The sequence below is a fragment of the Aeromonas sp. S16(2024) genome (assembly GCF_041403065.1).
Taxonomy (GTDB): domain Bacteria; phylum Pseudomonadota; class Gammaproteobacteria; order Enterobacterales; family Aeromonadaceae; genus Aeromonas.
Window position 1 is genome coordinate 140,024 of the sequence record NZ_JBGLQX010000009.1, and the last position, 18,754, is coordinate 158,777.

At 63.2% G+C, this 18,754-nt stretch carries 21 protein-coding genes; 15 read left to right on the forward strand and 6 right to left on the reverse strand.

Features of this window, described 5'->3' with window-relative positions; translation table 11 throughout:
* Positions 1-71: 71 nt before the first annotated feature.
* The 3 genes from pgeF (at position 72) to ACB030_RS09135 (ending at position 4,453) form a co-directional block, all read left to right on the forward strand.
* Entirely contained in the window at positions 72-809 is a 738-nt protein-coding gene (gene pgeF / locus ACB030_RS09125) for a peptidoglycan editing factor PgeF (RefSeq protein ID WP_371159221.1), read from the forward strand.
* A gap of 186 nt (positions 810-995) precedes the next feature.
* Positions 996-3,569 carry an ATP-dependent chaperone ClpB gene (clpB, locus tag ACB030_RS09130; protein WP_371159223.1) on the forward strand — a complete coding sequence of 858 codons (2,574 nt, stop codon included), beginning with the start codon at positions 996-998 and terminating at the stop codon, positions 3,567-3,569.
* A gap of 59 nt (positions 3,570-3,628) precedes the next feature.
* A complete protein-coding gene (locus tag ACB030_RS09135; RefSeq protein WP_371159225.1) occupies positions 3,629-4,453 on the forward strand; it encodes an MBL fold metallo-hydrolase in 825 nt (274 codons plus the stop codon).
* A 314-nt stretch (positions 4,454-4,767) separates the two neighbouring features.
* Here ACB030_RS09135 and asnA read toward each other — a convergent pair whose 3' ends face one another.
* Positions 4,768-5,760 (reverse strand): aspartate--ammonia ligase, encoded by a 993-nt coding sequence (asnA, locus tag ACB030_RS09140; protein WP_371159227.1) that lies wholly within the window; start codon positions 5,758-5,760, stop codon positions 4,768-4,770.
* Between the two features lie 153 nt (positions 5,761-5,913).
* On the opposite strand from asnA, the gene asnC reads away from it, so the two are divergent.
* The gene (gene asnC / locus ACB030_RS09145) at positions 5,914-6,375 is read left to right on the forward strand and encodes a transcriptional regulator AsnC (protein WP_205642953.1); all 462 of its coding nucleotides are present in this window, start codon (positions 5,914-5,916) and stop codon (positions 6,373-6,375) included.
* A gap of 22 nt (positions 6,376-6,397) precedes the next feature.
* Here the strand turns inward: asnC and ACB030_RS09150 are convergent, their stop codons facing one another.
* Entirely contained in the window at positions 6,398-7,153 is a 756-nt protein-coding gene (locus tag ACB030_RS09150; RefSeq protein ID WP_371159269.1) for a substrate-binding periplasmic protein, read from the reverse strand.
* Positions 7,154-7,245: 92 nt separating this feature from the next.
* On the opposite strand from ACB030_RS09150, the gene ACB030_RS09155 reads away from it, so the two are divergent.
* Complete coding sequence (locus ACB030_RS09155) at positions 7,246-7,782, forward strand: DUF2301 domain-containing membrane protein (protein WP_371159229.1); 537 nt, start codon at positions 7,246-7,248, stop codon at positions 7,780-7,782.
* On the opposite strand, the gene ACB030_RS09160 is transcribed toward ACB030_RS09155, so the two are convergent.
* Positions 7,779-8,183 (reverse strand): CBS domain-containing protein, encoded by a 405-nt coding sequence (locus ACB030_RS09160; RefSeq protein WP_371159231.1) that lies wholly within the window; start codon positions 8,181-8,183, stop codon positions 7,779-7,781. The genes ACB030_RS09155 and ACB030_RS09160 overlap by 4 nt on opposite strands.
* A 129-nt stretch (positions 8,184-8,312) precedes the next feature.
* Here ACB030_RS09160 and ACB030_RS09165 point away from each other — a divergent pair, with 129 nt between their 5' ends.
* Positions 8,313-9,017 carry an SDR family oxidoreductase gene (locus ACB030_RS09165; protein WP_371159233.1) on the forward strand — a complete coding sequence of 235 codons (705 nt, stop codon included), beginning with the start codon at positions 8,313-8,315 and terminating at the stop codon, positions 9,015-9,017.
* A gap of 51 nt (positions 9,018-9,068) precedes the next feature.
* On the opposite strand, the gene ACB030_RS09170 is transcribed toward ACB030_RS09165, so the two are convergent.
* Positions 9,069-9,614, reverse strand: a complete 546-nt coding sequence (locus ACB030_RS09170; RefSeq protein ID WP_371159235.1) for a 2-amino-4-hydroxy-6-hydroxymethyldihydropteridine diphosphokinase — start codon at positions 9,612-9,614, stop codon at positions 9,069-9,071.
* Between the two features lie 125 nt (positions 9,615-9,739).
* Between ACB030_RS09170 and ACB030_RS09175 the strand changes: the two genes are divergently transcribed.
* The 4 genes from ACB030_RS09175 to ACB030_RS09190 all read left to right on the forward strand — a co-directional run bounded on the left by ACB030_RS09175 (position 9,740) and on the right by ACB030_RS09190 (position 13,195).
* Positions 9,740-9,832 carry a YnhF family membrane protein gene (locus ACB030_RS09175; RefSeq protein WP_106885551.1) on the forward strand — a complete coding sequence of 31 codons (93 nt, stop codon included), beginning with the start codon at positions 9,740-9,742 and terminating at the stop codon, positions 9,830-9,832.
* A gap of 102 nt (positions 9,833-9,934) precedes the next feature.
* On the forward strand, positions 9,935-11,335 hold the full coding sequence (locus ACB030_RS09180; RefSeq protein ID WP_371159238.1) for an ATP-binding protein: 1,401 nt from the start codon (positions 9,935-9,937) through the stop codon (positions 11,333-11,335).
* Between the two features lie 8 nt (positions 11,336-11,343).
* The gene (locus tag ACB030_RS09185; protein WP_139437904.1) at positions 11,344-11,853 is read left to right on the forward strand and encodes a hypothetical protein; all 510 of its coding nucleotides are present in this window, start codon (positions 11,344-11,346) and stop codon (positions 11,851-11,853) included.
* 61 nt (positions 11,854-11,914) lie between these two features.
* Complete coding sequence (locus ACB030_RS09190; RefSeq protein WP_371159240.1) at positions 11,915-13,195, forward strand: sigma 54-interacting transcriptional regulator; 1,281 nt, start codon at positions 11,915-11,917, stop codon at positions 13,193-13,195.
* 165 nt (positions 13,196-13,360) lie between these two features.
* Here the strand turns inward: ACB030_RS09190 and ACB030_RS09195 are convergent, their stop codons facing one another.
* On the reverse strand, positions 13,361-13,843 hold the full coding sequence (locus ACB030_RS09195) for a DUF1097 domain-containing protein (protein ID WP_371159242.1): 483 nt from the start codon (positions 13,841-13,843) through the stop codon (positions 13,361-13,363).
* Between the two features lie 370 nt (positions 13,844-14,213).
* Here ACB030_RS09195 and msrP point away from each other — a divergent pair, with 370 nt between their 5' ends.
* Both msrP and msrQ read left to right on the forward strand, forming a co-directional pair.
* The gene (gene msrP, locus ACB030_RS09200; RefSeq protein ID WP_371159244.1) at positions 14,214-15,218 is read left to right on the forward strand and encodes a protein-methionine-sulfoxide reductase catalytic subunit MsrP; all 1,005 of its coding nucleotides are present in this window, start codon (positions 14,214-14,216) and stop codon (positions 15,216-15,218) included.
* Between the two features lie 97 nt (positions 15,219-15,315).
* On the forward strand, positions 15,316-15,966 hold the full coding sequence (msrQ, locus tag ACB030_RS09205; RefSeq protein WP_371159246.1) for a protein-methionine-sulfoxide reductase heme-binding subunit MsrQ: 651 nt from the start codon (positions 15,316-15,318) through the stop codon (positions 15,964-15,966).
* A gap of 10 nt (positions 15,967-15,976) precedes the next feature.
* On the opposite strand, the gene ACB030_RS09210 is transcribed toward msrQ, so the two are convergent.
* Entirely contained in the window at positions 15,977-16,225 is a 249-nt protein-coding gene (locus ACB030_RS09210; protein ID WP_205642962.1) for a PepSY domain-containing protein, read from the reverse strand.
* A gap of 63 nt (positions 16,226-16,288) precedes the next feature.
* On the opposite strand from ACB030_RS09210, the gene ACB030_RS09215 reads away from it, so the two are divergent.
* The 3 genes from ACB030_RS09215 (at position 16,289) to ACB030_RS09225 (ending at position 18,746) form a co-directional block, all read left to right on the forward strand.
* Positions 16,289-16,621 (forward strand): PepSY domain-containing protein, encoded by a 333-nt coding sequence (locus tag ACB030_RS09215; protein ID WP_025328631.1) that lies wholly within the window; start codon positions 16,289-16,291, stop codon positions 16,619-16,621.
* A gap of 81 nt (positions 16,622-16,702) precedes the next feature.
* Complete coding sequence (locus tag ACB030_RS09220) at positions 16,703-17,359, forward strand: response regulator transcription factor (RefSeq protein ID WP_025328630.1); 657 nt, start codon at positions 16,703-16,705, stop codon at positions 17,357-17,359.
* A gap of 37 nt (positions 17,360-17,396) precedes the next feature.
* Positions 17,397-18,746 carry a sensor histidine kinase gene (locus tag ACB030_RS09225; RefSeq protein ID WP_025328629.1) on the forward strand — a complete coding sequence of 450 codons (1,350 nt, stop codon included), beginning with the start codon at positions 17,397-17,399 and terminating at the stop codon, positions 18,744-18,746.
* The last annotated feature ends 8 nt before the right edge of the window (positions 18,747-18,754 follow it).

The window sequence follows — 18,754 nt, forward strand, 5'->3', positions numbered from 1 at the left end:
CCGAAGAGATACCAAACGGGGTTCCCTTTCAGGAGCCCCGTTTTTATATCCGTGAATGGAAGGAGTCACAGATGAACTGGATTGAACCCGACTGGCCCGCTCCTGGCAATGTCAGGGCCCTGTCGACCACCCGGGATGGTGGCCTGAGCGAGGGGGTCTTCGCCGGTCTCAACCTGGGGGCCCATGTGGGGGATGAGCCGGCACGGGTCGAGGCGAACCGTGCCCGCCTGCAGCAGGCGGCACAGATCCCCGGGCCCCTCAACTGGCTCAACCAGGTGCACGGCATCGCAGTCCATAGGGTCGGCAGCGACTATGAAAAGGCGCCGGATGCCGATGCGGCCTGCGCCCACGAGGCCGGGCAGGCCTGCATAGTGATGACAGCCGACTGCCTGCCGGTGCTGTTTTGCGACCGGGCCGGCACTGTGGTCGCTGCCGCTCATGCCGGCTGGCGTGGGCTGAAGGAGGGGGTGCTGGAAGCCAGCATCGCCGCCATGGGCTGCGAGCCGGGGGAGATCCTGGCCTGGCTCGGCCCGGCAATCGGCCCCACTGCGTTTGAAGTGGGTGGCGAGGTGCGTGAGGCCTTTATGGCGGAGCAGGCCGAGGCTGTCGCCGCTTTCGTACCTTCAGCCAACGACGGCAAATGGCTGGCGGATATCTACCAGCTGGCCCGATTGCGATTGGTAAGAGCGGGCGTCACCGCCATTTATGGCGGCGAGTTCTGCACCTTCAGCGACGGCGAGCGGTTCTACTCCTATCGCCGCGACGGTCAGACCGGCCGCATGGCCTCCCTGATCTGGTTGGCCCGCTAAGTAATCACCCGCCCCTCTCAAGACCAAATCCGCGCGAGAGGGGCGGGGATCCTGCCAGCGTCCCTCGCTGAAGAAAAAATAACCAGCCCCAACCCTTGAAATAACCCGTACGGGCCTCATCTACCTTGTCAGAAGATCATGTTGTTTGCCGCGCAAGCGGCGTGTCTGTTTCAAAGGGGGAGTGCAATGCGCCTCGATCGCCTGACCAGCAAATTCCAAGTCGCTATTTCCGATGCCCAGTCTCTCGCACTGGGTCGTGACCACCAATTCATCGAACCCGTCCACCTGATGACAGCCCTGCTCAATCAGGATGGCGGCTCCATCCGCCCGCTGCTGACCCTGACCGGGATGGATATCAACGCCCTGCGCTCCCGTCTCGGCGAGGAGCTCGACCGCCTGCCCAAGGTGAGCGGCGTCGAAGGGGACGTGCAACTTTCCAACGGCCTCGGCCGTCTGCTCAACGTCTGCGACAAGCTGGCCCAGCAGCGCAAGGATCAGTTCATCTCGTCCGAGCTGTTCGTGCTGGCCGCCCTCGACGAGAAGGGCAACCTGGGGGAGCTGCTGCGCGCCCAGGGCCTGACCAAGGAAAAACTCGAGCAGGCCATCGACAAGGTGCGTGGCGGCAAGAAGATCGATGATGCCAACGCAGAGGAGAACCGCCAGGCGCTGGAGAAGTACACCATAGACCTCACCGAGCGGGCCGAACTCGGCAAGCTCGACCCCGTCATCGGGCGGGATGAAGAGATCCGCCGCACCATTCAGGTGCTGCAACGCCGCACCAAGAACAACCCCGTGCTGATAGGGGCGCCGGGCGTCGGCAAGACCGCCATCGTCGAGGGGCTGGCCCAGCGCATCATCAACGGTGAGGTGCCGGAAGGGCTCAAGAACAAGCGGGTGTTGTCGCTGGACATGGGGGCCCTGGTGGCCGGTGCCAAGTATCGCGGCGAGTTCGAGGAGCGGCTCAAGGCGGTGCTGAGCGATCTCGCCAAGGAGGAGGGCAACGTCATCCTCTTCGTGGACGAGCTGCACACCATGGTCGGCGCCGGCAAGGGCGAGGGGGCCATGGACGCGGGCAACATGCTCAAACCCGCCCTGGCGCGCGGTGAGCTGCACTGCGTCGGTGCCACCACCCTCGATGAATATCGGCAGTACGTGGAAAAAGATGCCGCTCTCGAGCGCCGCTTCCAGAAGGTGCTGGTGGAGGAGCCCTCGGTGGAGGACACCATCGCCATACTGCGCGGCCTGAAGGAGCGCTATGAGCTGCACCACCATGTGCAGATCACAGACCCCGCCATAGTCGCGGCGGCCCAGCTGTCCCACCGCTACATCGCGGATCGCCAGCTGCCGGACAAGGCCATCGATCTCATCGACGAGGCGGCGGCCAGCATCCGGTTGCAGATCGACTCCAAGCCGGAATCCCTGGACCGGCTGGAGCGGCGCATCATCCAGCTGAAACTCGAGCAGCAGGCGCTGCTCAAAGAGGACGATGACGCCAGCCGCAAGCGCCTAGATCTGCTCAACCAGGAGCTGACCGAGAAGGAGCGGGAATACAACGAGCTGGAAGAGGTGTGGAAGGCCGAGAAGGCCGCCCTTGCCGGTACCCAGCACATCAAGGCCGCGCTGGAGCAGGCCCGTCAGGATCTCGAGGTGGCCCGCCGGGCCGGGGATCTCGGTCGCATGTCCGAGCTGCAATATGGCCGTATCCCCGAGCTGGAGAAACAGCTGGATCTCGCCACTCAGGCGGAGATGCAGGAGACCAGCCTGCTGCGCAACCGGGTCACCGATGTGGAGATCGCAGACGTCTTGGCGCGCTGGACCGGTATTCCGGTGGCGCGCATGCTGGAAGGGGAGCGCGACAAGCTGCTGCGGATGGAGGATCAGCTGCACAGCCGGGTGATCGGCCAGGAAGAGGCGGTGGACGCCGTCTCCAACGCCATCCGCCGCTCCCGGGCCGGGCTCTCCGATCCGAACCGCCCCATCGGCTCCTTCCTGTTCCTGGGGCCCACCGGGGTGGGCAAGACAGAGCTGTGCAAGGCGCTGGCCGAGTTCCTGTTCGATACCCAGGACGCCATGGTGCGCATCGACATGTCCGAGTTCATGGAGAAGCACAGCGTGGCGCGGCTGGTGGGGGCGCCTCCGGGATACGTGGGTTACGAGGAGGGGGGTTATCTCACCGAGGCGGTACGCCGTCGCCCCTACTCGGTGATCCTGCTCGACGAAGTGGAGAAGGCGCACCCGGATGTGTTCAACATACTGTTGCAGGTGCTGGACGATGGTCGCCTGACTGATGGCCAGGGCCGTACTGTGGACTTCCGCAATACGGTGGTGATCATGACCTCCAACCTCGGCTCGGATCTCATCCAGGAGCACTATGCCGAGAAGGACTATGAGGAGATGAAGGCCCTGCTGATGGAGCTGCTGACCCGCAGCTTCCGCCCGGAGTTTATCAACCGGATCGACGAGACAGTGGTGTTCCACCCGCTCGGCGAGGATCACATCAAGTCCATCGCCCGGATCCAGCTCAAGAGCCTGATGGGTCGTCTGGAGTCCCAGGGCTTCGAGGTGGAGGTGAGCGAGGAGCTGCTGACCAAGCTGGTCCACGCCGGTTTCGATCCCGTCTACGGGGCGCGTCCCCTCAAGCGGGCCATTCAGCAGAAGGTGGAAAACCCGCTGGCTCAGGCCCTGCTCAGCGGTCGGGTCATCCCCGGCAAGCGGCTGCTGCTGGGTGCCGACAGCAACGGGCTCACCATGACCCAGTGATGGGTTGTCGACTCAAAACGCAGGCCTTGTGCCTGCGTTTTGTTTTCAGGGGGATTGAGATGCTGAAGTTTTCCGTCTTGGTGGATGATGAGGTTCATCTGCCTGGTTGTCTGCCCGAGCGAGGGTTGGCGCTGCTGCTGGAGTGTGACGGCCTCAGGGTGTTGTTCGACAGCGGCCGAGGCCGGGCGCTGCGGCACAATGCCGAGGTGATGGGGATCGATCTCGCTTCGCTGACTCATGTGGTGCTGTCCCACGGCCATTATGACCATGTGGGCGGCATCGGCTCCCTGCCCGTCTATCCCGATCCCATCCCATTGATTGCCTGTCCGGATGTGTTTTGTGAACGGGGCTATTTTCTGCCGCTCCCCTTCTTGCGTCGCAACCTCTATCGCCTCTCGGGGGATCTGGAGCAGGAGTCGCTGGTGGCCAGGGGCTTGCTTCCCCACTGTTCGGCCGAGCCGATGTGGCTCTCGGAGCGTCTGGTATTTCTCGGGAGCATCGCGCGGCGCGACAAGGCAGCCCCTTCCCTGCTTGGCTACATATTGCGAGGCGGGCGAGTGGAGAAAGACCTTATCAGCGATGACTCGGCGCTGGCCTACAAGAGCGCACAGGGCCTGATTGTCTTTATCGGCTGCGGCCACTCCGGGGTCGAAAACATCGTCCAGTGGGCCAAGGAGGTGTGCGGCGATGAGCGAGTACATGCCGTCATCGGTGGTCTGCACCTGAAGTTCTCCGGCCCGCAACGGGCGGTGGCGCTCGGCACTTATCTGCAGGAGGAAGCGGTGGAGAAGCTGTTTGCCTGCCATTGCACCGGCAAGCGCAAGGCGGGGCTGCCGCGGCAGCGCCAGATCGGGGCTGGTTTCGAGTACCGATTTCCTGCATAAAAAAAACGGCAATCCGAAGATTGCCGGGAGGAATGTATTCAATGCGACCTTGCGTGGGTTGAGCGGGTCGCAGGGGCAAGCCCCGGTTTCGCAGCGGGTCATCCAGGATGACCCTCTCCTTACAGCCTGTCCGGACTGCGCTCTTTCAGCCCGCACCGCCACACACCTGTCGGCATCCGGCATGGGTTGCCGGATGCCAATAATCTGCTTACAGCATGCCCGGGATGGCAGCTTTCATTTCGGATGGCCAGACGCCGACATGTGTCTGTTGCCCGATGTGCCTCTTTGTGAGAAGGCTCACTGCGTTGACCGGTTTACAACATGCCCGGGATGGCGGTTTTCATCTCCGCTGGCCAGACGCCGACCTGTACCTGACCGATGTGCTCTTTTTGCAGCAACAGCATGGCCAGACGGGATTGGCCTATGCCGCCGCCTATGGTTTGCGGCATCCGCTCGGCCAGCAGATCCTGGTGCCAGTCGTATTGCAGGCGATCCTCGTCCCCTGTGATGGCGAGCTGGCGGCGCAGGGCTTCGGCGTCCACCCGGATCCCCATGGAGGAGATCTCGAAGCTGTCTTCCAGCACAGGGTTCCACACCAGGATGTCACCGTTCAGACCCGCCAGACCCAGTTCGCTCTCGCTGCTCCAGTCGTCATAGTCCGGGGCACGCACGTCGTGGCGCTCGCCGTGGGAGAGGGCGCCGCCGATGCCGATGAGGAAGACGGCTCCCAGCTCCTTGGCGATGGCGCGTTCGCGCCCCTTGGCGTCGAGGTCCGGGTAGCGGGTCAGCAGCTCTTCGCTGTGCAGGAACTGGATCTCGGCCGGCAGGAAGGGGGTCAGCTCATGCTCGGCGCATACGGCGCGCTCTGTGGCCTTGATGGCGGCCCAGATGCCGCGCACCGTCTCCTGCAGATAGGCGAGATCCCGGCGCTCGCTTGGCATTACCTTCTCCCAGTCCCACTGATCCACATAGACGGAGTGGATGGGGGTGAGTCTGTCTTCGTCCGGGCGCAGCGCCTTCATGTGGGTGTAAATGCCTTCACCCGGGCCGAAGCCGAAGCGACCCAGGGTATGGCGCTTCCACTTGGCCAGGGAGTGCACCACCTCGTAGCTGTGCTCAGGCAGCGTCTTCACCTTCACTTGCACCGCATTCTCGTGGCCGGAGAGGTTGTCCTGAGTGCCATCACCGACCCGGCTCAGAATGGGGGCTTGCACCTCCATCAGACCCAGTTGCTGGGCGAGCTGGCGGGAGAACATCTCTTTGACGAAGCTGATCTGTTGTTGGCTGCGAATGTAGTGCTGTTTCATGGGAAATACCTGTTTCAAACCCGTTGGATGTGGCGATTCTTCAACAGATTGCGCACTAAATTCAATATTCGATAATAGAAATAGGCTTTACGTATTTTTTTGTTCAAAATATCCGGGTGTTTGCTGAGATATCGTCAACAGGAGTGCAAAAAAGTGTCGGAAAATTATCGGATCGATAATCTCGATCAGGCCATCCTCACTGCCCTGATGGAGAATGCGCGTATCCCTTACGCCGAGCTGGCAAAACAACTACTGGTCAGCCCGGGCACCATTCATGTGCGGGTGGAGAAGATGAAGCAGGCGGGGATCATCGAGGGCACCAGGGTACAGGTGAACGCGAAGAAGCTGGGTTACGACGTCTGCTGCTTTATCGGGATCAATCTGAAGAGTGCCAAGGATTACCCCTCGGCCCTGGCCAAGTTGCAGGCGCTGGACGAGGTGGTGGAGGCCTACTACACCACGGGCCACTACAGCATCTTCATGAAGGTGATGACCCGCTCCATCGACGAGCTGCAGACCGTGCTGATCCACAAGATCCAGACCATAGACGAGATCCAGTCCACAGAAACCCTGATCTCGTTGCAGAATCCGATATTGAGAGACGTGAAACCTTGACGAGCCGCCTTGACCATCGGGGTCAGGGTTCGATATAGGGGATGCCGTACTTGTCGTAGAGCGCCTTGAGGCGGCCGTCATGCTTCATGTGCAGCAGTTCGGCATCGTAGGCCGCCATCAGGGCCGGGGTGTCGGCATCGGCCCGGGAGCGGGTCCAGACATTGAAGTAGGGACTGGTCTTGAGGGGTTTTGGCAGGTAGCCGAGCTTGCCCTCCAGCCCCTCTTCTTTTATCTGGGTGAAGGCGGTGACCAGGGACATGGGAACCAGATCGATGCGCCCGGCGATCAGCTTGCGCAGCTGCAGCTGGTTGATGGGGATCGCCTGGCAGCGATAGGCCGGATCGGCCATGGCCGCCGTGAGCTCGGGGGTGTAGGAGAAGTCCTTGGTGACACCGATGCGCCAGGGCTTGAGATCGACCAGGCTATCGTAGTGGATCTTCTCCATGTCGGCCTTGCGCACGAAGAAGTGCCAGCTATGGAGCATATGGGCCTGCTTGGGATAGAGCAGATAGGTCTCTCGCTCCGGCTTGTAGGAGTGGCTCAGCAGCAGGTCATAGACGCCGCCCTCGGCGTTGCGGGTGAGTCTGGCACCGGAATCGAGCAGCTCTATCCTGATGGGGACCTGGAGGACGCCAAAGATGGTGGTGACCAGATCCACATCCAGCCCCCGTGGCTGGTCTTTCTCATCCAGCCACTTCAGGGGCGGCTCAAGGAGGCCGCCAATGACCAGCTCCCGGGCCGACAGCCAGCAGGGCAGCAGCAAGCAGAACACGAGCAAGATTCGCAAATCACATCTCCTGAACACTCGGGGCTGGTTTATGCGCAACGGGGTATAGTGACCGGCAGATACCTCAATAGAGACGACCCCGGATGGCAAACCCTGAAGTAGAAAGCGAACTGGATGGCATCGACAGGCTCTCTGTCTGTCTCTATCGTCTCGGTCTGAGTCTGACAGCTTTGCTGCTGTTGTGTCGAGGGGTTGGCTTGCTGGGGGGACCGGCGCCCCTGTCACCCTCGGTCTGGCTGACCATGCTGGTGGTGGCCAGCGGCCTGTGCGGATTTTGCCTGCACATTTATGACAAGCGGGTCCGGTTTATCCTGCAGGGGCTGGCCTGGGGCGGACTGATGCTGGCCACCTGCGGCGCCCCCGCCGTCCTGGTGCTGGGGGCGGCCCTGGCCACCCTCTCTGGCTTGGCGTTCAAGGAGCAGTTCTGCTTCGCCATCCCGGGCATCAGGCTCCTGCCTCTGCTATTGCCCCTGCTGTGGCTGCTGGAGTGGACCCGCTTCGCCTGGGCCACGGCCCTGGTTGCCCTGGTGAGCGGCTTGCTGCTTGGTCTGCTCAGCCTGGCCAAGTGGCGCATGCCCCTGCATTTCGATATCGGCGATCGGGGACGCTATCAGCTCTAGGTGGCCTGGCACTGCTTCATCTGCGCATTGAGGGCCTGCATTACCTGCCTGCGGTTGATGATGCCGATCACCTTGCCCCCTTCCAGCACCGGATAGACCTTGGGTCTGGCCCCCGTCATCTGGCGGGCGAGATCCAGGATGCTGTCGTCCGGGCTGACGAACAGCGGGGTGCGGCTCATCAGATCCTCCACCCGGGTGCGGCTGTCGCAGTGATAGCTGCCGGTGAGCAGGCTGGGGATGCAGTCCTGCTCGGAGAGGAATCCGATCAGCCGTTTCTGGTCATCCAGCACCGGCAGGCCGCTGGCGTCAGCCTGATGGAGTCTGTCGAGGGCCTCGGCCAGGGCGAGTTGCGGGCTGAGGAGGTGGGTCGGGCGGCTCATGTGATCGCGGATCTGCAGCATCTGGGTGGCTCCAAAAGGGTTAAAGTGGTGTCACTATGTCCGCTGGACGGCGGACGGGGCCAATGGCTTGTGCCGTGGAGATTGATAGGCAGGGCCCCGGGTCGGCAAGCACTGACAAAAGGAGAGGTTATGCGTGCATTGGTAACGGGCTGTGGCCGTCGGCTGGGATTCTATCTGTGCGAACAGTTGGTGGCCGCGGGTTGGCGGGTGACGGGCAGCTATCGCAGTGAGCGGCCCGAGCTTGCCCGCTTGCGAGCACTGGGGGTAGAGCTGGTGCAGGCGGATTTCGCCCTGGAAGAGGATGTGGCCCGCCTGGTCACGGCATTGGGTGCCCATGACGATCTGGCGCTGATCATCCACAACGCCTCGGCCTTCGAACCCGAGGCGGCCGATCCTGCGGCGCAGCTGGCCCAGTTCGATCAGTTCTACCGGGTGCATATGGCGGCGCCATTTCAGCTGAACCGCGCGCTGGCACCCAAGCTGGCAGGCAATCCCAACGCCAGCATCATCCACATCACCGACATCTACATTCACGCCCCGGCGCCCCAGTTCGCCGCCTATGTGGCCACCAAGGCCGGGGCGCATTCGCTGGCCATGAGCTTTGCCCGGGAGCTGGCGCCCGCGGTGCGGGTCAACACCATAGAGCCCGGCCCCATCCTGTTCCTCGACGAGCATGGGGATGCCTGGCGCCAGCAGGTGCTGGCCCGGACGCCGCTGGCGAGGGAGGGGGGGCTGGAACCCATCTGGCAGGCAGTCAGGCTCTTGATGGCAAACGACTATATGACGGGGGCCAGCATCCGGGTGGATGGTGGCCGGGCCCTCGCCGTCATCTAGATGCCATCAGGGGGATATCGAATGGGAGGTGGCGGCAGCCTGATCGGGCGCCTAGTTGGGCCGAATGCTTGCCTGATGGGCAGCCAGGTCCGGGGGCATGGACATCTCCTGGCGCTGTTCGGCAGCTTGGCGCAGGGCCACGGGCTGCTGGCCGAAGCTCTGCTGCGCAAACACCTTGCTGGTCCGCAGACCCAGCGCCACCTTGTGGGCGCCGACCCGTCCTCCCTCATACATCTCGGCCAGCAGATCCCTGAGATAGGCATCCACCCCGACCCCGGCGAACTCATCCCGCGTGCTGCTGGCCAGGATGTCGATGTCGAGGGGCCTGTCCGTCACCTTGCACAGGGGATTGCCGCGATCCCGCCCATGGGCCAGCTCCATGGTGACGAATTCGGCTTTCAGCTGGGCGGCGGAGAGCTCGCTCTGGACGACGAACAGGCAGTTGAGAAAGTCATGGCGCGACTGCATCCCCACCGGTTTGGTCTGGATCACCGAGCTCAGACGCAGCTGGCCGAAGCGGGCCAGCAGCTCTTCCACGGCCTGGCTGACGTGCTGGGTGGGGTTGAGATTGGATCCAATGCTGCAGAGGTAAAACATGGTTGCCATTCCTTGGGTTGGGCTCGTCTGAAATATATACGCAGCTCACGGTTATCGGATTTACTATGAATTAACATGCCGTTATCTGTTGTGATCCAACTCTGATTGGCAGAAAGGAGGTTCATATGAGTGTTGAGATGAAGTGGGCGCTGTTGACCGCCTCAGGTGCCCTGGCAGTGATCCTGATAATCTGCCTGGCGTCCGTCGGTCTGGCGTGAATCCGGACCCCGAGTGCAATCAAACCGGCCCCCTGGCCGGTTTTGCTTTTTCATGGAGTGCGGATATGCTGGCCCACCCATGACGAATCGAGACAGCAGAAGATGACCAAGGTTCGGCCCCGTTCCCTGCTCCAGGTGGTATTGATGGGCTTCGTGCTGGTGCTGATGCCCCTGGGGGGCATGATCTGGCACGACAGCCAGGCGCTCTCCCATCTGGGTCAGCTGACCAGCGACGAGATGGAGCGGGCGGTGCGGGATACCCGCCGGGCGACCCTGCTCACCACCCAGGCCATCGATCTGGAGCGCACCTTGCGCCGCTATGCGGTGCTGGGGGACGCACGCATCCTCGGCAGCTATCAGCAGCAGCTGGCCCGCTATCGCGAGCTGCTCGCCACCCATCGGCAATCCATCCCGGATGCTGCTGTCTACTCCGATCTCGAGTCCATCCTGGTCTGGTTGGATGGCTTGCAGGATCTGCGCAAGGCCAAGATGGAGGCGACCAGCCCCAACTTCGCCCAGTTCAATGAGCTCAACCAGCAACTGGAAGTGGTCACCCGCGGCCGGGTCGATGAGCATGTGGCGGGAATGCGGGCGGCCATCGCCGAGCTGAGGGAGGAGATCTGGTGGGTCAGCGGCTTAGTGGCGGGGCTCAGCTTGTTGCTGGTGCTGCTGTTTACCTACCTCATCATCCACCCCGTGCGTCAGATTGAGTCGCGGATCCTGAGCCTGGGAGCCGGTGTCGAGCCGGACAAGCGCCCGGTGGATGGCCCCGCCGAACTGGTGCTGCTGGGAGAGCGGATCGGCTGGCTGCACGACAAGCTCAAGGAGCTGGAACAGCAGAAATACCAGTTCCTGCGCCACGTCTCCCACGAGCTGAAGACGCCCCTCGCCGTGCTGCGGGAGGGGGCGGATCTGCTCTCCGAACAGCTGGTGGGGCCGCTCAATGGGGATCAGCAGGAGATCTGCCAGATGCTGGAGGAGAACAGCCGCCGGCTGCAGACCCTGATCGAGCGGCTGCTCGACTTCAACCGCCTCAGTCAGCAGGAGGCGTTCAGCCTGACGGCAGTGCCGCTGGCTCCCTTGTTGTCAGAATTGTCTGCAGAGTACCGGCTGGCGCTGGAATCCAAACAAATCAGTGTACACTTGCCGCCCGAGCCCATCAGCCTGCAGGCCGAGCCTTATCGCCTGCGGCTCATCCTCGACAATCTGTTTTCCAACGCGGTCAGTTATGGCGCCAAGGGTGGCCAGATCTGGATCCGTGCCGGCCAGGATGCCAACGGCAGCTGGCTGGAGGTGGCCAACGAAGGGCCCGTCATCCCGCCAAACGAGCGGGAGCGGATCTTCGAGCCGTTCGAGCAGGGCAGCATAGTGCGCCAGGGGTTGTTGAAAGGATCCGGGATGGGCCTCTCCATTGCCCGCGAGTCGGCGATGAGTCTGGGGGGCGAGCTTAAATTAATTGAGGATAAACAGGCTGATGTCTGTTTCCGGTTGGATCTTAAGTGACATTCAAGATGAAACGATTCGTTGTACCCGTATTGATGATAGGCCTGCTCGCAGGCTGCTCCCTGCTGCCATCGCGCAGCCTGACAGAGCCCTCCGAGCAGGTCCTCGCCAAGCGGATGGAGTTCGCCAACAAAGAGATGCAGGTACGCCTGCAATACTCGGACTGGCTGCTGGCCAGTCATGCCCAGCAGCGGGCGCAGGAGCGCGAGCGGCTGGCCGGTGCCACCGACCTCGAGAGCCGGGTCAGCCTGGCCATGGTCAACACCCATCCGTCCGAGTCGGTGGCGAGCCGCCGGGCCGGACTGGACAAGCTCAAGGCCCTGCTGCCCGAGCTCGGCCTGGATGCCCAGGCCTTCCTGCGCAGCTGGATAGCCCTCGGCGAGGAGCTGCTGGCCCGTGACAGTCGCCGTGACGATCAGAGCCAGGAGGTGCAGCGTCTGCGCCGCCAGATAGAGCAGCTCTCCGCCATCGACGAACAGCTCAACCAGCGCAAGCTCAATGGGGGCGCCCAGCCATGACGTGCCGAGGGCGTGCAAGGCAGGGAACAACAACAGGTCTTCAGGGTAAAGGGGTGAGAGCATGAGTCGCATTCTGCTGGTGGACGACGATGCCAGCCTGCTCAAGCTGATGAGCATGCGCCTGCGCAGTCAGGGTTACGAGGTGGATACCGCCGACAGCGCCGAGGGGGCGCTGGACAGGTTGCGCCAGCAGCGGGCCGATCTGGTGCTGAGCGACCTGCGGATGGGGGGCATGGACGGACTGGCGCTGTTCGAGCGGATCCAGTCCCAGTGGCTCGGCATGCCGGTCATCATCATGACCGCCCATGGCACCATCCCCGACGCCATCCAGGCGACCCGTTCCGGGGTGTTCAGCTTTCTCACCAAGCCCATCGACAAGGACGAGCTGCTGGTCACCATAGAGCACGCCCTGAGTCTGACCCGCCCGAAACAGCAGCATGAGTGGCAGTCCCTCATCCAGACCCGCAACCCCCAGATGGAGCAGTTGCTGATCCAGGCGAGCAGCATCGCCGCCATGGAGGTGCCCGTGCTGATCCTGGGGCCTTCGGGCTCCGGCAAGGGGGTGATGACCCAGGCGCTGCACCAGGCAAGCCGTCGTCGTGACCAGCCGCTGCACACCATCAATTGTGCCGCGCTGCCCTGGCCGATGCTGGACTTGCAGCTGTTTGGCGAGGATGGACAGTCCGGCCTGTTCGAGCAGGCCAAGGGGGCGACCCTCTTCCTCGACGAGATAGGAAACCTGTCGGAGTCGTTGCAGGCCAAGTTGCTGCAGGTGCTGGCGGAATATGGTCAGGGCACCCCCGAGGTGCGGGTCATCAGCTCCAGCCATCAGGATCTGGTCACCGCCATGGAGGAGGGGCGTTTTCGCGAGGATCTCTTCTATCGCCTCAACGTGGCCAACATCACGCTGCCGCCCCTCAGCGCCCGCAGCGAGGATATTCCCCTGCTGGCGCGCCAGGCGCTGGACGACTATCGCAGTCGCCACGACAACTGCGCCGCCCTCGGCTTCTCGCCGGAGGCGCTGGCCCTGCTGGCGGCGGCGGCCTGGCCCGGCAACGTCCGTCAGCTCTGCGGGGTGGTGGAGCAGCTCGCCAGCCTATGCTGCAGCCCGGTGATAGGCGCCGCCATGGTGGAGTCGGCCCTGAGCGGTGGCGTCGGCGGCATTCCCTCGTTCAACGAGGCCCGCGCCGAGTTCGAGAAGGAGTATCTGATCCGCCTGCTGCGCACCACGGAGGGGAATGTGACCCTGGCGGCCAATATGGCGGGAAGAAATCGTACCGACTTCTACAAGTTATTGAATCGGCACGGTATCGAGGCGGCAAACTTCAAATCGAAGGGATGAGCGAGGCGGGAGCGGCTAGTCGGCGACTTGCCGCTACCCTTGTTCAGGCCGGATCGGTCACGCCGGTGCTTGCCTGGGCCTTCCGGGTTTTGCGGGAGAGCTAGAGGCCGCTCGCCTTCAGCAGGTAGCCAAAGAGCGCGCCTATGACCAGGCGCCGGGTCAGGATCAGGCCGGATCAACCGCGCGAGTCGCGGCCTGGGCCTTCCGGGTTTTGTCGGAGAGCCAGAGGCCGCTCGCCTTCATCAGGTAGCCAAAGAGCGCGCCTATCACCAGAGATGGCAGGATAAGCCGCCACTCCCCCGCCGCCCCGAAGGTGGCGCAGCAACCGGCGAAGGTGCCGGGAATGTACCCCAGCCACTGCTGCTTTGCCTGCACGCACATCAGGGTCGCCACCACACCCGTCATCAGATAGCCCGCCATGCCGGCCCCCCACCAGCCTTCGCCGTGGATCAGCAGCAGTGCCCACAGCATGCCGGTGGCGTTGCACAGCAGGGTCTGCAGCAGCGCCTTGTAACCGCCGCTCGAGGCGAAATAGCTGGTACAACCGAGGAAGCCGACCCAGGAGATGAGGCCGAGGGCGGCGGCCAGTCCGCCCCAGACGGCGGAGAGGATCCCGGTCGTGATGGCGATGGCGATCAATGGGCTCATGGCATGACTCTCAGTGGTTGAATTCGGAAAAGGAGGCAGCCTACCCTTCGGCAAGGGGGCGGCAAGCAGGGGCCGGATTGTGTGTGATCTCCGTCACTCTTTTCAACTCGGGAATACGCTTGCGCTCGCGAAAAAAATTCATTGGAGGCGTCCTTGGCCTTCGACCATAGTTAGAGGCCCTGTCCTGCTCATGGAGTGAGTCTGATGGCGCCAAACGTGATAGTCCCGCTGCTGGTATTCATTCTGCTGTTCCTGGTCGGCACCATGGCCAAGGCGCTGCCGCTTTACCAGCCCATGTAAATTTGTGTGAAATAAAACTCGGCCGGGGCGGGTCTTATGGTTGTCAGCCTCATCGCCCCGGGAGTTTTCCATGTTGATCAAGCGCCGTTCCTCTCATCACCTCGCCGAACAGGATGTCACGCCGGAAGCCGTCTATCAGGATCGCCGACTCATTCTGAAAGGGCTGGGACTGAGTGCCGCCACCCTGGCGTTTCCCACCCAGGCCAGCCTGCTGGATCTCTTCTCCACCGAGGAGTCGACCCCGGCGCCTGCCACCAAACCACTCAATTACAAGGCTGCGACCCGGCAGGACGGATTGACCCTGACGCCGCTGGAGAAGGCGACCAGCCACAACAACTTCTACGAGCTCGGCACCGACAAGGGGGATCCGGCCCGCAACGCCCACTACCTCAAACCCGAGCCCTGGACGCTCAAGGTGGAGGGGGAGGTGGCCAACCCCTTTACCCTGGATGTGTGGGATCTCATCAACAAGAGCACCCTGGAGGAGCGGATCTACCGGCTGCGCTGCGTGGAGGCCTGGTCCATGGTGCTGCCCTGGAGCGGCATCCCGCTGGCGGATCTGATCCGCCGTGCCGAGCCCAACAGTCGTGCCAAGTTCGTGGCGTTCGAGACCCTCTATGATCCCGAGCAGTTGCCGGGACAGGCCTCCCGCTCCCTCGGCGGTGGCATCGATTACCCCTATGTGGAGGGTTTGCGCCTCGACGAGGCGATGCACCCGCTCGCCTTCCTGGCGATGGGGCTCTACGGCAAGACGCTGCCCGCCCAGAACGGGGCACCCATCCGGCTGGTGGTGCCCTGGAAGTACGGCTTCAAGAGCATCAAGAGCATAGTCTCCATCCGTCTGGTGGAGGAGATGCCTCCCACCACCTGGAACCTGCTGGCACCGAACGAGTATGGTTTCTATGCCAACGTCAATCCCGACGTGGATCATCCGCGCTGGAGCCAGGCGAGCGAGCGCTTCATCGGCGAGGGGGGCATCTTCGGCGCCAAGCGCCAGCCGACCCTGATGTTCAACGGCTATGGCGACGAGGTGGCCTCCCTCTATCAGGGGATGGATCTGCGCAAATGGTATTGAAACTGACGCTCTGCCCGAACGGTGTCTTGCCCCCTTCTCCCCTTGCGGGAGAAGGGTTGGGGATGAGGGGTGGGAAAAACATAACGGGAACTGCGATATGACGCCGAGACTGAAAACAGCCCATATCAACGGCTTGCGCCTGCTGGTACACCTGGCCTCGCTCGGCTTTTTGCTCTGGCTGGGCTATGCCGTGCCGGCCGGGTTGCTGGGGGGGGATCCGGTACAGGGGCTGACCCACTACCTTGGCAAGGGGGCCCTGCACCTGCTGCTGCTCACCCTGCTGGTGTCGCCGCTGGCCAAGCGCTGGCGCCAGGGTCAGCTTATCAAGCTGCGTCGCCCCCTCGGGCTCTGGTGCGCGGCCTGGGCGTTGTTGCACTTTATGGTGTGGCTGGGGCTGGATCTGCAGTTCGACTGGGGACTGATCGGCGGCGAGCTGGTGAAGCGCAGCTACATAGTGGTGGGCATGGTGGCGCTGTTGTTGCTGCTGGCGCTCAGCATCACCTCGATCCCGGCCCTGCTGCGGGCCATGGGGCCAAGCTGGCAGAAGCTGCACAACTGGATCTATGGGGTTGCCCTGCTGGTGCCGGTGCACTACTGGTGGTCGGTCAAGAGTGGCTGGCTGGAGCCCCTCATCTACCTGTTGCTGGCGGGGGGGCTGTTGTGGCCGCGGCGAGAGAAGCTGCTGCGTCCCTGGCGCCGACGTCCGCAACCGGTCGGGAGGGCGGCGCAACAGCCGTCACGCCCATAACAGAAGAGGCCTAATCGGCCTCTTTTTTGGTGATCTCTCCGCTGTAGGCATCGACCCGCAGCTGCACCCGCCTATCGTCGGCATCCAGGGTTTCCACCTCGAATTTGTCCCCTTCCAGCTCGACTTCCCGAATGTCGTGGTACCCTTGGGCCAGCAACAGCTTGACCAGGGCCGGCATGTCGAGACGCGTCTGAGCCGCCCAGCCAAGGGTGGAAAAAAGGCAGAGGATCAGCAGGATACCGCGTGGGATCATATTCATTCCGGATTCATGGCTGGCACACTATAAACGGCATTATGTTAGGTTTTGAGAGATGAATCACCCATGAATAGCGCGCTGCCCCTGCTTGGATTGCTGCTGCCGATGCTGGTCCAGGCGGCCCAGCCGAACGAGGCCTTGCTGCAACAGGCGGTCAGCGAGGGGCGGATCCGGCCTTTTCATGAGCTGATGGAGGTGGCTTCCCGCCTGCCGGTGCGCGTACTGCGCGTCGATCTGGGGGAGGAGGACGGGGTCTGGCTCTATGAACTTCGGCTCATCGACGACGAGAACAGCGTCATCAAGGTGGGCTATCGCGCCGACAACCTGGAGATGGTGTGGCTCAAGGGCCATCATCTGGAGCGCCTGTTCGAGCCTCGCCCGCCCCCGGAAGAGGAGTGATCCGCCGCATGCTCCCCGCCCTGATGGCTCGTTCCCCAATCGCCGCCGCGACAGGCGCAACTCTGCTTTGGATACCCATTTATGCGAATTCTGATAGTTGAAGATGAAAAGATCCTGGCCGGCCAGCTGGCGGAACAGCTGCGCCTGTCCGGGTTTGTGACCGACCTCTGCCACGATGGCAACGAGGCGGGTTTTCTCGGCGAGACCGAACCCTACGACGCCATCATCCTGGATCTCGGCCTGCCGGGTCGCGATGGACTGAGCGTGCTCAAGGAGTGGCGCAGCAAGGGGATAGACACACCCGTGCTGGTGCTGACCGCCCGTGGCCAGCTGCACGAGAAGATAGAAGGGCTCAACGCCGGGGCCGATGACTACCTCACCAAGCCGTTCCAGGTCGCCGAGCTGGTGGCCCGGGTGCAGGCCCTGGTGCGCCGGGCGGCGGGCAATGCCAGCTCCATCCTGGAGATTGGCGGGGTTCGGCTCGACATGGCGGCGTCTCAGGTATGGTACGAAGGCACCCCCATCAAGCTCACCGCCCACGAGTTCCGGGTGCTGGGTTACCTGATGCAGCACAGGGGTAAGGTGGTGTCGCGCAGCGAGCTGATCGACCACATCTATGCCCAGGATTTCGATCGCGACTCCAACACGGTCGAGGTGTTCATCGGCCGGATTCGCAAGAAGACCCACGCCGATCTGATCGAGACGGTGCGCGGTCTCGGCTACCGGATCAACGAGTGAGACGGATGCTGATGCCAGCACGGCAGGGGGTCGGTGAATGAGGCTGGTGCGTACCCTGCGGGGACGGTTGGTGGCCATAGCCCTGGTCTGGTGCGGGCTCTTCCTGTTCGCCACCGGCTTCAGCCTGCAGACCATGATGCGCAACTACTGGCAGGAGGCGGAAGCCGACGGCCTGAGGTTGCAGCTCTACGATCTGCTCTCCCGCCTCGAGATCCAGCCCGACGGCCTGCCCGTGGTCACCGAGCCCATGGCGGACCCCCGTTTTCGCCAGCCCTATTCTGGCTATTACTGGCAGCTTGAGCTGGGGGATGCCGTGGTCAGCCGCTCCCGCTCCCTGTGGGATGTGCACCTGAGCGCCCACGGCCTGAAGTCGGCCTTCGGGGATCCGGATCTCTTCGTCGGCAAGGGGCCCAACAAGGAGCCCTTGCTGATCATGACCCGCACAGTGCTGCTGCCGGGCTCTGACAAGGTGTTTACCCTGGTGATGGCCAAGGACAGCAGCGCCCTGACCCAGACCCTGAAGAAGACCAGGATCAGCCTCTTCCTCGGTCTCGGCTTCGCCGCCGCCGGTCTGGTGCTGGGCTTCATGTTCCAGATCGTCTACGGCCTGCGTCCGCTCCATCTGCTGCGCCGCGAGCTGGGCCGGGTCCACCAGGGCCATCAGGAGGGGTTCCGGCTGCGCTATCCGCTGGAGATCCAGCCGCTGGTGGAAGACATCAACCGCCTGCTGCACCACTACAGCGAGCTGCTGCAGCGGGCCCGCTCCCACACCGGCAACCTGGCTCATGCCCTCAAGACGCCGCTCAGCATAATGCGCAATCAGGTGGCCCAGCTGCCCCCCGAGGATCAGGCCGCCATCGGCGAGCAGCTCGACCAGATCCAGCGCCACATCGACTATCACCTCGGCAAGGCGCGGGTCACCGGCGCCGCCAAGATCCTCGGGGTCTCGACCCCGGTGCGGGCACGGGTGGAGTACATCTGCCGCGCCTTCTCCCGTCTCTACCCGGGCAAGACGGTGGACCTGCAGGTGCCGGCCAACCTGGCGGTCGGGGTGGAGGAGCAGGACTTCGACGAGATGGTGGGCAATTTGCTGGAGAACGCCTTCAAGTGGTCCGCCAGCCAGCTGCGCATCTCCAGCGCCGAGCTGGGGGGCTGGATCACCCTGCGCATCGAGGATGACGGCCCCGGCATGAGCGAGGATCAGATAGCCAAGGCGGTGCTGCGCGGGGTGCGGCTCGACGAGAAGGTGCCTGGATCCGGGCTCGGCCTCAACATAGTGTCAGACCTGGCCGAAGCCTATCGCGGCAGCCTCATCATGGGGCGGGCCGAGCTGGGCGGGCTTGCCGCCTCGCTCTCGTTGCCCAAGGTGGCCAGGGTCGACGGTTAGCGTACCTA

What these genes read in the sequence shown, in the direction of transcription:
- pgeF (WP_371159221.1), top strand. Translation starts at nt 72, where the DNA reads ATGAACTGGATTGAACCCGACTGGCCCGCTCCTGGCAATGTCAGGGCC.
- clpB (WP_371159223.1), top strand. Translation starts at nt 996, where the DNA reads ATGCGCCTCGATCGCCTGACCAGCAAATTCCAAGTCGCTATTTCCGAT.
- ACB030_RS09135 (WP_371159225.1), top strand. Translation starts at nt 3,629, where the DNA reads ATGCTGAAGTTTTCCGTCTTGGTGGATGATGAGGTTCATCTGCCTGGT.
- asnA (WP_371159227.1), bottom strand. Translation starts at nt 5,760, where the DNA reads ATGAAACAGCACTACATTCGCAGCCAACAACAGATCAGCTTCGTCAAA.
- ACB030_RS09155 (WP_371159229.1), top strand. Translation starts at nt 7,246, where the DNA reads ATGGCAAACCCTGAAGTAGAAAGCGAACTGGATGGCATCGACAGGCTC.
- ACB030_RS09160 (WP_371159231.1), bottom strand. Translation starts at nt 8,183, where the DNA reads ATGCTGCAGATCCGCGATCACATGAGCCGCCCGACCCACCTCCTCAGC.
- ACB030_RS09165 (WP_371159233.1), top strand. Translation starts at nt 8,313, where the DNA reads ATGCGTGCATTGGTAACGGGCTGTGGCCGTCGGCTGGGATTCTATCTG.
- ACB030_RS09170 (WP_371159235.1), bottom strand. Translation starts at nt 9,614, where the DNA reads ATGTTTTACCTCTGCAGCATTGGATCCAATCTCAACCCCACCCAGCAC.
- ACB030_RS09175 (WP_106885551.1), top strand. Translation starts at nt 9,740, where the DNA reads ATGAGTGTTGAGATGAAGTGGGCGCTGTTGACCGCCTCAGGTGCCCTG.
- ACB030_RS09180 (WP_371159238.1), top strand. Translation starts at nt 9,935, where the DNA reads ATGACCAAGGTTCGGCCCCGTTCCCTGCTCCAGGTGGTATTGATGGGC.
- ACB030_RS09185 (WP_139437904.1), top strand. Translation starts at nt 11,344, where the DNA reads ATGAAACGATTCGTTGTACCCGTATTGATGATAGGCCTGCTCGCAGGC.
- ACB030_RS09190 (WP_371159240.1), top strand. Translation starts at nt 11,915, where the DNA reads ATGAGTCGCATTCTGCTGGTGGACGACGATGCCAGCCTGCTCAAGCTG.
- ACB030_RS09195 (WP_371159242.1), bottom strand. Translation starts at nt 13,843, where the DNA reads ATGAGCCCATTGATCGCCATCGCCATCACGACCGGGATCCTCTCCGCC.
- msrP (WP_371159244.1), top strand. Translation starts at nt 14,214, where the DNA reads ATGTTGATCAAGCGCCGTTCCTCTCATCACCTCGCCGAACAGGATGTC.
- msrQ (WP_371159246.1), top strand. Translation starts at nt 15,316, where the DNA reads ATGACGCCGAGACTGAAAACAGCCCATATCAACGGCTTGCGCCTGCTG.
- ACB030_RS09210 (WP_205642962.1), bottom strand. Translation starts at nt 16,225, where the DNA reads ATGAATATGATCCCACGCGGTATCCTGCTGATCCTCTGCCTTTTTTCC.
- ACB030_RS09215 (WP_025328631.1), top strand. Translation starts at nt 16,289, where the DNA reads ATGAATAGCGCGCTGCCCCTGCTTGGATTGCTGCTGCCGATGCTGGTC.
- ACB030_RS09220 (WP_025328630.1), top strand. Translation starts at nt 16,703, where the DNA reads ATGCGAATTCTGATAGTTGAAGATGAAAAGATCCTGGCCGGCCAGCTG.
- ACB030_RS09225 (WP_025328629.1), top strand. Translation starts at nt 17,397, where the DNA reads ATGAGGCTGGTGCGTACCCTGCGGGGACGGTTGGTGGCCATAGCCCTG.